The sequence below is a fragment of the Pseudomonas indica NBRC 103045 genome (genome assembly GCF_002091635.1).
GTDB classification, from domain to species: Bacteria; Pseudomonadota; Gammaproteobacteria; order Pseudomonadales; family Pseudomonadaceae; genus Pseudomonas_M; species Pseudomonas_M indica.
Map to the genome: position 1 here is coordinate 123,922 of NZ_BDAC01000001.1, position 12,987 is coordinate 136,908.

The window sequence follows — 12,987 nt, forward strand, 5'->3', positions numbered from 1 at the left end:
TCTGCACATTTTCAGTCGCGCACGATCCATCACCATGCCTTCTTTGCGTTCCCTCCTGCTGGCCGCCCTGCTCGGCCTTTGCCTGACCACTCCCGGCCTGCACGCGGCCGAGGCTCCCAGCCGGGAAAACGTGCAGCGCAGCCTGGACGGTCTCGCCGACCGCAAGCTGCCGGAGGCGGATCAGAAGGCCGTCCAGCAGACCCTGGAGCAGACCCTCGCACTGATCGACCAGGCCGCCGAGGACAGCCGGAAGCTCGCCGACCTCAAGCGCCAACTGAACGATGCCCCGCGCCTGATCAACGAAGCGCAGCGCCAGCTCGAACGGCTCAAGGGCACGCCGCGCCTGGACGTCGCCCAGCGCTATGGCAGTACCCAGGTACCGCAACTCGAACAACTGCTGTCCGAACGCAGCGCACAGATGGCCGAGTACCAGAAGGCGCTCACCGAAGCCAACAGCCTGATCATCACCTCCCAGACCCGCCCGGAGCGCGCCCAGGCGGAGATCAGCAACAACCAGACCCGCGCCCAGCAGATCAACACCCTGCTCAAGAGCGGCCGCGACGGCAACAAGCCGCTGAGCCCCGAGCAACGCGACAAGCTCAACGCCGAGCTGGCCGCCCTCGACGCCAAGACTCAGCTGCGCCGCCAGGAGCTGGCGGGGAACAGCCTGTTGCAGGACCTCGGCAGCGCCCAGCGCGACCTGCTGGTGGAGCGCATCGGCCGGCTGGAACAGGAGACCCTGGACTTCCAGTCGCTGATCAACGAGAAACGCCGCGCGCAATCCGAGCAGACCGTCGCCGAACTGTCCCGCGATGCCAAGAAAGCCGGCTCCGACCGCCTGCTGGCCCGCGAAAGCGCGGCCAACCTGAAGCTGTCCGACTACCTGCTGCGCGCCACCAACCGCCTCAACGAACTCACCCAGCAGAACCTGCAAACCAAGCAGCAGCTCGACAACCTGTCGCAGAGCGACCAGGCCCTGGAAGAGCAGATCAACGTACTGGAGGGCAGCCTGCTGCTGGCCAAGATCCTCTACCAGCAGAAGCGGTCGTTGCCGCAGATCCAGCCGGACGCCAGCCTCGCCGAGCAGATCGCCGACATCCGCCTGTACCAGTTCGAGCTGAACCAACAGCGCCAACAGTTGAGCGACCCCGCCAGCTACGTGGAGGCCCAATTGGCCAAGCAGCCGCCGGAGGAAGTCACGCCGGAACTGCGCAAGGCCCTGCTGGAGCTGGCGACCACCCGTAACGATCTCCTCGAGCGGCTCAATCGCGAACTGAACGCCCTGCTCAACGAGTCCATCACCCTGCAGTTGAATCAGAAGCAACTGCTCAGCACCGCCAGCCAGTTGCGCGCCACCCTCGACGAACAGATGTTCTGGATTCCCAGCAACCGCCCGCTGGATCTCGCCTGGCTGAAGAACGTGCCGCGCCTGCTCGACCGTCAGATCGACGCCCTGCCCTGGCGCACTGTCTTCAGTGAGTTGAGCGCCGGCCTGGTGGAGCGACCGCTGGTGTTCCTGCCGCTGTTGCTGTTGATCGGCGCCCTGCTGTGGAAGCGCAGCTACCTGTATCAGAAGCTCGCCGAGCTGCATCAGGACATCGGCCACTTCAAGCGCGACAGCCAGTTGCACACGCCGCTGGCCCTGCTGCTCAACGTCCTGCTGGCGTTGCCGGGCGCGCTGTTCCTCGCGCTCTGCGGCTTCGCCCTGCAGATGGATGCACGCGGGCAGAACGCCACCCTGGGCGACGCCCTGCTGCAGATGGCCCAGGCCTGGCTGGTGTTCTACACCGCCTACCGCATCCTCTCGCCCGGCGGCGTGGCCGAGCTGCACTTCCGCTGGGCACGGCCGCAAGTGGCCTTCCTGCACACCCAGATGCGCCGCCTGGGCGTGGTGGTGCTGGCCCTGGTGGCGGTGGCCGCCATCGCCGAGCGCCAGCCGGGCAAGCTGGCCGAGGACGTGATCGGCATCGCCGTGGTGCTCAGTTGCTACGCCCTGATGAGCTGGCTGCTGACCCGCCTGCTCCTGCGCGGCCCGGCCAGCGAGAACGCGCCGGCCTTCCGCCTGCTGATCGGCCTGCTGTTCAGCGCCCTGCCGGTGGCGCTGATCGTCGCGGTCGGCTTCGGCTACTACTACACCTCGCTGAAACTCACCGATCGCCTGATCGACACGCTTTACGTGCTGATGCTCTGGATCGTGGTCGAGGCCACCCTGGTGCGTGGCCTGTCGGTGGCGGCGCGGCGCCTGGCCTACCAGCGCGCCGTGGCCAAGCGCCAGGCGCAACCCAAGGAAGCGCCGGACGGCGGCGAGCTGATCGAAACCCCGGCGCTGGACATCGAGCAGGTCAACCAGCAGTCGCTGCGCCTGATCCGCCTGACCCTGTTCGGCCTGGTCCTCGTCGCGCTCTACTGGGTCTGGTCGGACCTGATCTCGGTGTTCTCCTACCTCGATAACATTGTTCTCTACGAATTCACCAGCGGCAGCGGCGATGCCGTCAGCAGCACGCCGATCAGCCTGCGCGACCTGCTCGGCGCCCTGCTGATAATCGGTATCACCATCGCCCTGGCGCGCAACCTGCCGGGCCTGCTGGAAGTGCTGGTACTGTCGCGCCTGCGCCTGGCCCAGGGCAGCGCCTACGCCACCACCACCCTGCTCTCCTACGCCCTGGCCGGCATCGGTATCGTCGCCACCCTGTCCACCCTGGGGGTGAGCTGGGACAAGCTGCAATGGCTAGTGGCCGCGCTCTCGGTGGGCCTCGGCTTCGGCCTGCAGGAAATCTTCGCCAACTTCATTTCCGGCCTGATCATCCTGTTCGAACGGCCGGTGCGGATCGGCGACGTGGTGACCATCGGCAACCTGTCCGGCACGGTCAGCCGGATTCGCATCCGCGCCACCACCATCACCGATTTCGACCGCAAGGAAATCATCGTCCCGAACAAGACCTTCATCACCGGCCAACTGGTGAACTGGTCGCTGCACGACACCGTCACCCGCGTGACCATCCGCATCGGCGTCGGCTACGGCTCCGATCTGGAACTGGTGCGCAAGCTGCTCTACCAGGCCGCCAACGAGAACCCGCGCGTCCTCAAGGAGCCGGCGCCGCTGGTGTACTTCCTCACCTTCGGCGAAAGCACCCTGGACCACGAGCTGCGCATCCACGTACGCGAGCTGGGCGACCGCAACCCGGCCACCGACGAGATCAACCGCTTCATCGACGCGGAGTTCAAGAAGCACGGCATCAACATCGCCTTCCGCCAGCTCGACGTGTTCGTGAAGAACCTCGACGGCCAGGAGTTGCACCTGGTGCCGGCCGGCAAGAAGACGGAGGCCGCCAAGGACCAGCCCGAGCCGCCGGAAACCGACGTGAACGACGCCCCGCACTGAACCACGCTCCGGCGGGCGGGTTCCAAACGATTGGCGCCTTCGCCTCCGCCCTATCGCTTCCGGGCAATTCCGACCAGAATGCCCGGAGATTGCCCTGGAGCCCGCCGTGAAAAGCCTGACCGACCTGACCTTCGACAACCGTTTCGCCCGCCTGGGCGACGCGTTTTCCACCGAGGTGCTGCCCGAGCCCATCGCCGAGCCGCGCCTGGTGGTGGCCAGCCCGGCAGCCATGGCGCTGCTCGACCTGGACCCGGAAGTGGCGGAACAGCCGGTGTTCGCCGAGCTGTTCGCCGGGCACAAGCTGTGGTCGGAAGCGGAGCCTCGGGCAATGGTCTATTCCGGGCATCAATTCGGCGTCTACAACCCGCGCCTGGGCGATGGCCGAGGCCTGCTGCTCGGCGAGGTGGTCAACGCGGCTGGCGAGCACTGGGACCTGCACCTCAAGGGCGCCGGCCCAACCCCCTATTCGCGCATGGGCGATGGGCGCGCCGTGCTGCGCAGCTCGATTCGCGAATTCCTCGCGTCGGAGGCCCAGCATGCCCTGGGCATCCCCACCACCCGCGCGCTCTGCGTGACCGGCTCGAGCACCCCGGTTTATCGGGAAAAGCGCGAGACCGCGGCCATGCTCCTGCGCCTGGCGCGCAGCCATGTGCGCTTCGGGCACTTCGAGTACTTCTATTACACGCGCCAGTTGGATCAGTTGAAGCAGCTCGGCGAGCACGTGCTGAACGAGCACTTCCGCCACTGCCTGGAGCAGGAAGCGCCCTACGCGGCGTTCTACCGCGAGGTGGTGGAGCGCACCGCCGAGCTGATCGCGCGCTGGCAGGCCTACGGCTTCTGCCACGGGGTGATGAACACCGATAACATGTCGATCCTCGGCGTGACCTTCGACTACGGCCCCTACGCCTTCCTCGACGATTTCGACGCCAACTTCATCTGTAACCATTCGGACGACACCGGCCGCTACTCCTTCAGCAATCAGGTGCCCATCGCCCACTGGAACCTCGCCGCCCTGGCCCAGGCGCTGACGCCGATGGTGGAGATCGATTCGCTGCGTGCCAGCCTCGATCTGTTCCTGCCGCTCTACCAGACCCACTACCTGGACCTGATGCGCCGCCGCCTCGGCTTCGTGAGCGCCGACGACGGCGACGCCAGCCTGGTCGAGCGCCTGCTGCAACTGATGCAGAGCAGCCCGGTGGACTACAGCCGGTTCTTCCGCGAACTGGGCGACAGCGCACCGGAACAGGCGCTGGGGCGGCTACGGGACGATTTCGTCGACCTCGCCGGATTCGACGCCTGGGCCGCCGACTACCGCACCCGCCTGGAGCGGGAAGGCGGTTCCCAGGACGAGCGTCGCGCCCGCATGCACGCGGTCAATCCCCGCTACGTGCTGCGCAACTACCTGGCGCAGCAAGCCATCGAGGCGGCCGAACAGGGCGACTACGGGGTAGTGCGCGAACTGCATCGAGTGCTGTCCCGCCCGTTCGACGAGCAGCCGGGCATGGAACGCTATGCCGAGCGCCCGCCGGAATGGGGCAAGCACCTGGAGATCAGTTGTTCGTCCTGATTCGGATTCGACGCCCGGAAAAGCGCTCACGCCTCGCCGAGCAACCAGTCCAGGCCCATGGCCACGTGCCGCTCGGTGCTGTCCACCAGGGGCAACGGACTGTCTGCTCCGTCGAGCAAGAGGCCGATCTCAGTGCAGCCGAGAATCGCCGCCTCGGCGCCTTCGTCACGCAGCCGCTCCAGGCATTCCAGATAGAAGTCGCGAGAACCGGCCCTGATCTCGCCACGGCAGAGTTCGGCGTAGATCACCCGGTCGATCTCGGCCATGGACGCGGCATCCGGCACCTGCAAATCGATGCCGAACCGCTCGCTCAGGCGCTGCCGATAGAAATCCTCCTGCATGGTGAAGCGGGTGCCCAACAGCGCCGCCTGCTTCACGCCGCTCCGCCGCAGTGCTTCGCCCACCGCATCGCCAATGTGCAGCAATGGGATGTCGAGGGCGGCCTGGATCGCCGGGGCCACCTTGTGCATGGTGTTGGTCGCCAGCAGCAGCGCCTCCGCGCCGGCGCGCTGCAATCCTTGTGCGGCGACGGCGAGCTGCCGGCCCGCCTCGTCCCACTCGCCCGCCGCCTGCAAGGCGGCGATGCCGGCAAAGTCCACCGAGTGCAGCAGCAACGGTGCCGAATGCAGTCCGCCGCAACGTTCGCGGACGCCGACATTCAGTGCCCGGTAGTAGACCGCCGTGGACTCCCAACTCATACCGCCCAGCACACCCAGTGTTCGCATTGCCTGTCTCCTTCTCTATCCGCTCAGCCTAAAGGCTGGTCTCCCATCGGATAGCTACAGCTGGAAAACAACTGAGCGGTACAGCCCTTCTGATAACCAGAAGGCATATAAACCTTAATAAACAGTCTTAGACTCTCTAAAAAAACCTTACTATCTTGGCGGCCTTGTGCCCGCTTGCGCACCGATACCTCACACGAGATTCGTCTTAAGGACGTCCATGCTCCCGGACTCGCTGCCCCTGCTGTTCGTAGCTGCCCTGCTGGTATGGCTGCTGTATTCGTTCGTTCGCGAAAAGTGGAGCCCCGATCTCGTCGCCGCCATCGCCGTGGCCGCCCTGCTGGTGGCCCAGTTGCTCGAACCCAAGGAAGTGCTCAGCGTGCTGTCCAACTCGGCACCGGTCACCATCGCCTGCATGTTCGTGCTCTCCGCCGCGCTGGAGCGCACCGGCTGCATCGATGCCCTGGGCAACTGGCTGGGCAACCTGGTGGGCGTCAGTCCGACCCGGGTGCTCGCCGGCCTGACCATCACCGCCCTGGTGATTTCCGCCGGGCTGAACAACACCCCCGTGGTCGCCATCCTCACCCCGGTGGCCATCGCCCTGGCCAAGCGCGCCGGCACCCAGCCATCCAAGCTGCTGATCCCGCTGTCCTACGCCACCATCCTCGGCGGTACCCTGACTCTGCTCGGCACCTCGACCAACATTCTGGTGGATGGCGTAGCGCGCAAGGCGGGGCTGGAACCCTTCGGCATCTTCGAGATGACCGGCGCCGGCCTGATCATGGCGGCGGCCGGCATGGTCTACCTGCTGACCATCGGCAAGCGCCTGCTGCCGGAGCGCGCCACCTTGTCCAAGCAGTTGCGCCCTGACCTCGACCGCACCTTCATGACCGAACTGCTGGTGCCCCACGATTCGCCGGTGATCGGCCGTACCCTGGCCGAAGCCAACCTCAACGGCGGCAGCGGCCTGCAGGTGCTGAAGATTTTCCGGGAAAAGGCCGAGCTGACTGAGCCCGCCCACGACACCATGCTCGCCGCCGGCGATCGCCTGGTGCTGCACGGACAGATGCAGGACGTGGTGGAGCTGCGCGAAAGCAACCGCCTGACCTTCAACCGCAACGAAGCCTTCGAAACCATCAGCAGCCACGACGTCATTCTCGCCGAGGCCATTGTCGGCCGTAACTCGCGCTACAGCCACCGGCCGATGCGCGACCTCGACCTCACCGCGCGCTACGGCATCGCCGTGCTGGCCGTGCACCGCCAGGACGAGAACGTGCAAGGCAACCTGGACGACTTCCAGCTGCAGTTCGGCGACGTCATGCTGGTGGAAGGCACGCCGCAGCAGATCAAGCGCTTCGCCGACAACGGCGAACTGATCAGCCTCAACGCGGTACAGGAACGTGCTTTCCGCCGCGACAAGGCGCCCATCGCCATCCTCGCCACCCTGTCGGTGATGCTGCTCGCCGCCTTCGGTGTGATGCCCATCGAGGGTCTGGCGATCATCGGCGCCGTGGTGGTGCTGACCACCCGCTGCCTGGACGTGGAAGACGCCTACAAGGCAGTGGATTGGAAGATTCTCAGCCTGATCTTCGGCATGCTGGCGATCAGCATCGCCATGGACAAGGTCGGCCTGGTCGCGCTGATCGTCCAACACGTGATGGCCTTGGTGCCCTGGGCCGGGCCGCTGTTCATGCTGTCCTTCATCTACCTGCTGACCTCGATGCTCACCGAGATGCTCTCGAACAACGCGGTCGCGGTGCTGGTCACGCCCATCGCCATCGGCCTGGCCCAGCAGCTCGGCGTCGACCCGCGAGCCTTCGTGGTGGCGGTGATGTTCGCCGCCAGCGCCAGCTTCGCCACACCCATCGGCTACCAGACCAACACCTTCGTCTACAACGCCGGCGGCTATCGTTTCAGCGATTTCCTCAAGGTGGGCATTCCGCTCAACCTCCTGCTGTGGATCGTGGCGACCCTGGTCATCCCGCTATTCTGGCCGTTGCACGCAGCCTGACCGCACCTGGGCGCCAACGACCGGCGCCCTTGCTTTTGCCGGCCCGCGTCCCCACCTCTTGGTCAAACCGGAGGTGCCAAAAATGTCCGACTCGCTCGTGATCCCCTGCCCGCACTGCGGAACCCTCAACCGCGTCCCGACGGCACGCCTGCGCGAGCAGCCGAACTGTGGCCGCTGCAAGAACAGCGTCCTCATGGACAAGCCGTTCACCCTGAACCAGGACGGTTTCGCCGCCCAGATCAAGGGCGACCTGCCCTTGCTGCTGGATGTCTGGGCGAGCTGGTGCGGCCCCTGCCGGGCCTTCGCCCCGGTGTTCGAACAGGCCGCCAGCCAACTGCGCGGACGCTGCCGGCTGGCGAAACTGGACAGCGAGGCCAACGGCCAGTTGTCGACGCAACTGGGCATCCGCTCGATTCCCAGCCTGATCCTGTTCAGGAACGGCCGCGAGATTGCCCGCCAGAGCGGAGCATTGCCCCTGCCGCAACTGCTCGCCTGGCTGAACGGCCAAGGCATCTGAGCGGTTCGGTCAGTCCCAGGTGATCCCTGCGGTCATTGCCTGGTTCGAAGCGCTGATTAGGCTGGGACATCCGCCCCTGCCGAGACGCCGCCATGCTGCCCGAACCCATCGCCCGCCAGCTCACCGAAGAAAGCATCGCCTTCGTCAAGCGCAGCGGCCTCGTCGCCGAACGGCTCGAACCCGGCCACGTGTGCCTGCGCATGCCGCTGGAGGGCAATCGCAACCATATCGGCAGCATGTACGCCGGCGCGCTGTTCACCCTCGCCGAGATACCCGGGGGCGCGCTGTTCCTCACCAGCTTCGACAGCCAGCGCTTCTACCCCGTGGTCAAGGAACTGAACCTGCGCTTCCGCCGCCCGGCCACCACCGACATCCGGGTCGAGGCGCGACTGTCGGCCGCGGACATCGAACGCCTGCAAAACGAAGCCGCCGAACAGGGCAAGAGCGAGTTTGTCCTGGAGCTGGCACTGACCGACGATACTGGCGAAATCGTGGCCGAGAGTCGGGGCTTGTACCAATTGCGAACACGCTGACGCTGGACCTTGCCCTGAATCAAAATAAGGTCTATTCCAAAGGATCACTCTGAATTGTCGGACAAAACGGATCGCTTGGAGGCCATGCCATGATCAACCACATTCTCGTCGCCCATGACCTGCGCGACACCGCCGACCTCGCCCTGCGACGGGCGGCGCAACTGGCAAGACAGCACAGCGCCCGACTCACCCTGCTTCACGTCTCCCCCGAAAACAATCCCTCCCAAGCCACCCAGGACCAGATCCACCAAGCCCTCGATACCAGCCTGACCCGCTTCGCCCCGCCCGGCAGCGAACTGCGCCTGCGCAGCGGCCGCCCGGCGGACGTGATCCTGCACGAAATCCAGGAACTGGGCGCCGACCTGCTGGTCCTCGGCTCGCACCACCAGCGCCATGAGTTCTTCCCCGGTACCACTCTCGACCGCATCGCCCAGCGCTGCCCGATTCCGTTGCTGGTGGTCGCCCGCGAAGACGATACGCCGTACCGTCGCGCCCTCGCCGCCCTGGATTTCTCCCTGTGCGCCTGCCATGCCTTCAACCATGCCTACCACCTGCTGCCCACCGAGGCGGAACTGCATGCGGTGCACGTCTTCGATAGCGGCAAAGGGTCGGCCAAGCAGCTCCAGGCCGAACTGGACACCCAGCGCGCCCTGATCGCCCAATTGCTGCGGGACGAAACCCAGGACCTCCCGCCCGGCCCGACCCTGACCCATGAGGTCGAACCCGGCAGCCTGCCGCGCACCCTGCAGGAAGGTATCCGCAACCGTCAGGCGGAGCTGCTGGTGCTCGGCACCCATGGCCGCGGCACCCTGGCCAACGCCTTGCTCGGCGATCTGGTCCAGCACTTCCTGAACAAGGCGCCGTGCGATGTGCTGGTGGTGCATTGATTATTTGTCGTAGGGAGCGAATCACTCGCGATGGACTTGACGACACAGTCATCGCGAATGCATTCGCTCTGTCTGTGTAATTGTTGCAGGGAAGTCCTGAGCCAAACCGATTACTGAGTTTCTCCGAGACTTCTTGTTTCGCCCCCCGGCGAGTTACTTCTGGCAGTCGCCCCAGAAGGTAACCAAGAGGGCTTGCCCCGACATCCAGGTCTCGCTGCGCTCGACTTCCCTCCCTCCATCGCCGTTCCGGGGGCCGGCGCGAGGGGCCATCCCTGGCCAATCGCGCCTCTCGCGGCATCCATGCCGCTCGTCCCCCTACACGACGATTCCACTCGGCCTCCTGACGGGGCGTCCGAGTTAGCCCAACCTCTTCTGCAAACCTACTGGCAATGCCAAAGCGTCAGGATCACTTCGCCACGTCTGGCGGCACGAATCGCCCCTCTCCCGTTTACGGGAGAGGGGCCGGGGGAGAGGGGTTTGCCACGCACAGGGAAAATATCCCCAGCGAAACGACAGATAACTCAGCCGTTCTCCAACAACCCATGCAACTCGACGAACTGCTGGGTCAGCTTGTGGCGGGGGTCGAGGAACACCAGTGGCGTGCAGGCCTGGTGCGATTCGCGCATCTTCACCGAACTCATCAGGTACACCGGCAGCACCGGCATTTCCTCGGCGACCAGCTCGTCCAGCAGTTGCTGCGGCAGGCTGGCGCGTGGCTGGAACTGGTTGACCACGATGCCTTCCACTTCCAGGTCTTCGTTGTGGTCTTCCTTCAGCTCGTCGATTTCCGCCAGCAGGCCGTACAGTGCCTGACGGGAGAAGCTGTCGCAGTCGAAGGGGATCAGGCAGCGGTCGGCGGCGATCAGCGCCGATACGGTGTAGAAGTTCAGCGCCGGAGGCGTGTCCAGGTAGATGCGGTCGTAGTCTTCGGCGAGTTCGTCGAGCAATTTGCGCAGCTTGTTGATCTTGTGCTTCGCCTCCAGCTTGGGCTGGAGGTCGGCCAGTTCGGCGGTGGCGGTCACCACGTGCAGGTTGTCGAACGGCGTCTCATAGATGTCGACCTTGCCCTTCTTGGCGAACGGCCCCGAAGACAGGGTCTGCTTGAAGAAGTCGGCGATCCCCATGGGAATCTCGTCGCCCGTCAGGCCGGTGAGGTAATGGGTCGAATTGGCCTGAGCATCGAGATCGATCAACAGCGTGCGGTAGCCTTCCGCCGCACTCACCGCCGCCAGATTGCAGGCGATGCTGGACTTGCCCACTCCACCTTTCTGATTGAACACCACGCGGCGCATGGCACACCTCCCTGAGCGAGTCGAAGCCTGGATTCTATGCAAAGCGGGCGACCAGAGCGAGGCAAACGGTCACCGCGTGACCTGCCGCCGCGCTTCATCGGATGAGCGGGTGTATAAATGCGCGCCCACGGAACCCCGCCGCCGGTCGGCAGTCCATGGACGCCTCCGGTCCGAACAATGTAACCAATGTTTGCGTGCGGTCGAAGTGGCCTGGATAATGCCAGCATTTTGCCAGGGCACCACCGACAAGGCTGTTGTCGATCAGGGAAGCCGACGTCGATCAGGATGCCCGAAAGGGGCCAACTAGAGCTCTGTAAATAACCGTGATTCACTTCAATATCGATCAATGGCGGGCCTGGGCGCCTGGCCTGGACAGCGCCGACGACTGGGTGCGCTGGAGCCGTTCGCCCTGGCAGCCGCCCGCCGGGGACGAGCAGCCGGACGTCGGCTTTCTCCCGGCGATGCAGCGCCGCCGCCTGAGCCGGCTGGCGCGCATGGCGTTCCACGTCGCCTGGCCGCTGGCCGAGGGGCAGCCGCCGCTACCCCTGGTATTCGCCTCGCGCCACGGCGAAACCCCGCGCACCTTCGCCATCCTCGGCGAGCTGGCCCGGGGCGAGCCGCTCTCGCCGACCCAGTTCAGCCTCTCCGTGCACAATGCCATCATCGGCCTGTGGTCGATCCTGCGCGGCGACACCAGCGAGATGACCGCGATCGCCGCCGAGGGCGATGGCCTTGAGCATGCCGTCTTGGAGGCCGCCGCACTGCTCGCCGAGGGCGCGCCGGCCGTGCTGCTGGTGATCGCCGAGGAGCAGCCGCCGGCGGCCTACGCCGACTGGGTCGACGACGTACCCTTTCCCTACGCCGTCGGCCTGCGCCTGACGGCGGGCCGCGACTGGCAGCTCAGTTGCAGCTCCGGCGCCGCCACCGAGAGTTCGGCCGCCTGGCCACACGCCCTCGACTTCATCCTTACCCTGCTGCGCGACGCTGCGCAGTGCCAGCATCAGTGGAAGACGCGCGTATGGAACTGGCAACGCAACCCCTGAAGCCACGGGCCAATGCCCCCTATCTCTGGCGCCTGATCGCCACCGGCCTGAGCTTCGCCCTGTTCGGCATCGGCGGCCTGTGCCTGCGTGTCCTGGTCTTTCCGCTGCTCGCCCTGCTGCCCGGCGACACCCTGACCCACCGCCGCCGCGCCCGGGCCACGGTGAGCCGGCTGTTCTGGCTGTTCGTCCAGTTCATGTACCGCAGCGGCGTGCTGACCTACGAGGTCGAGGGCGTGGAACGCCTCGGTCGGCCGGGACAGATGATCATCGCCAACCACCCCTCGTTGATCGACGTGGTGGTGCTGATCGCCTTCATCCGCGACGCCAACTGCGTGGTCAAGCAGAGCCTGTGGGACAACCCCTGCATGCGCGGGCCGATCCGCGCCGCGCAATACATCAGCAACAGCGGCAGCATGGACATGCTCGACGAGGCCGCCGACGCCCTGCGCGAAGGCCAGACCCTGATCGTCTTCCCCGAGGGCACCCGCACCACGCCGGGCAAGGCCCCCGAGTTCCACCGCGGCGCCGCCGCCATCGCCCTACGCGGCGCACGCCTGGTGACACCGGTGGTGATCAGCGTCGAACCGACCACCCTGACCAAGGCCGAGCCCTGGTACCGCATTCCATCGCGGCGGTTCCATTTCCGCCTGCGCGTCGGCGAGGATATCGACCCCCAGGCGTTCGCCGCCCAGGGTAGCGCCCCCATCGCCTCGCGCAAACTCAACGATTACCTGCACCAGCACTTCATGAAGGAGCTCGCCCTAGATGAGCGAACTGGAACTTGAGATCACCCACCTCATCATCGAGGCCTTGGGTCTGGAAGACATCGGCCCGGAAGACATCGGCCGCGAGCTGACACTGTTCGGCGACGGCCTCGGCCTCGACTCGGTGGACGCCCTCGAACTCGGCCTGGCGATCCAGAAGCGCTTCGGCATCAAGATCGACGCCGACGCCAAGGACACCCGCAAGCACTTCGCCAACGTCGCCAGCCTGGCGGCGTTCGTCAGCGCCCGGCAGGCCGCGTGAGGAGGAA

Annotated in this window: 11 protein-coding genes; 9 read left to right on the plus strand and 2 right to left on the minus strand. The window is 65.7% G+C overall.

The features are described 5' to 3' along the window. The first annotated feature begins 34 nt into the window (after positions 1 to 34). On the plus strand, positions 35 to 3,382 hold the full coding sequence (gene mscK, locus PIN01S_RS00495) for a mechanosensitive channel MscK (RefSeq protein ID WP_084332875.1): 3,348 nt from the start codon (positions 35 to 37) through the stop codon (positions 3,380 to 3,382). 106 nt (positions 3,383 to 3,488) lie between these two features. Next, a complete protein-coding gene (gene selO, locus PIN01S_RS00500; RefSeq protein ID WP_084332876.1) occupies positions 3,489 to 4,949 on the plus strand; it encodes a protein adenylyltransferase SelO in 1,461 nt (486 codons plus the stop codon). Between the two features lie 26 nt (positions 4,950 to 4,975). Here selO and PIN01S_RS00505 read toward each other — a convergent pair whose 3' ends face one another. After that, positions 4,976 to 5,674, minus strand: coding sequence for an aspartate/glutamate racemase family protein (locus PIN01S_RS00505; RefSeq protein WP_084332877.1), 699 nt, complete (start codon positions 5,672 to 5,674; stop codon positions 4,976 to 4,978). Positions 5,675 to 5,891: 217 nt separating this feature from the next. On the opposite strand from PIN01S_RS00505, the gene PIN01S_RS00510 reads away from it, so the two are divergent. The 4 genes from PIN01S_RS00510 to PIN01S_RS00525 all read left to right on the plus strand — a co-directional run bounded on the left by PIN01S_RS00510 (position 5,892) and on the right by PIN01S_RS00525 (position 9,619). After that, a complete protein-coding gene (locus tag PIN01S_RS00510; protein WP_084332878.1) occupies positions 5,892 to 7,682 on the plus strand; it encodes an SLC13 family permease in 1,791 nt (596 codons plus the stop codon). A gap of 82 nt (positions 7,683 to 7,764) precedes the next feature. Next, positions 7,765 to 8,199: a thioredoxin TrxC gene (gene trxC / locus PIN01S_RS00515; protein ID WP_084332879.1), complete on the plus strand. Its 435-nt coding sequence runs from the start codon at positions 7,765 to 7,767 to the stop codon at positions 8,197 to 8,199. A 92-nt stretch (positions 8,200 to 8,291) separates the two neighbouring features. After that, positions 8,292 to 8,732 carry a PaaI family thioesterase gene (locus PIN01S_RS00520; RefSeq protein ID WP_084332880.1) on the plus strand — a complete coding sequence of 147 codons (441 nt, stop codon included), beginning with the start codon at positions 8,292 to 8,294 and terminating at the stop codon, positions 8,730 to 8,732. 89 nt (positions 8,733 to 8,821) lie between these two features. After that, positions 8,822 to 9,619, plus strand: a complete 798-nt coding sequence (locus PIN01S_RS00525) for a universal stress protein (protein WP_084332881.1) — start codon at positions 8,822 to 8,824, stop codon at positions 9,617 to 9,619. Positions 9,620 to 10,140: 521 nt separating this feature from the next. Here the strand turns inward: PIN01S_RS00525 and PIN01S_RS00530 are convergent. Next, entirely contained in the window at positions 10,141 to 10,911 is a 771-nt protein-coding gene (locus PIN01S_RS00530; RefSeq protein WP_084332882.1) for a ParA family protein, read from the minus strand. A gap of 317 nt (positions 10,912 to 11,228) precedes the next feature. Between PIN01S_RS00530 and PIN01S_RS00535 the strand changes: the two genes are divergently transcribed. From PIN01S_RS00535 to PIN01S_RS00545, 3 genes are read left to right on the plus strand one after another with little or no spacing between them, the layout of a single operon-like run. Then, on the plus strand, positions 11,229 to 11,954 hold the full coding sequence (locus PIN01S_RS00535) for a beta-ketoacyl synthase chain length factor (RefSeq protein WP_084332883.1): 726 nt from the start codon (positions 11,229 to 11,231) through the stop codon (positions 11,952 to 11,954). Beyond that, positions 11,930 to 12,739, plus strand: coding sequence for a lysophospholipid acyltransferase family protein (locus tag PIN01S_RS00540; RefSeq protein ID WP_084332884.1), 810 nt, complete (start codon positions 11,930 to 11,932; stop codon positions 12,737 to 12,739). The genes PIN01S_RS00535 and PIN01S_RS00540 overlap by 25 nt, the downstream gene beginning before the upstream one ends. Further along, complete coding sequence (locus PIN01S_RS00545) at positions 12,720 to 12,980, plus strand: phosphopantetheine-binding protein (protein WP_084332885.1); 261 nt, start codon at positions 12,720 to 12,722, stop codon at positions 12,978 to 12,980. Before PIN01S_RS00540 ends, PIN01S_RS00545 begins: the two co-directional genes overlap by 20 nt. Positions 12,981 to 12,987: the final 7 nt, after the last annotated feature.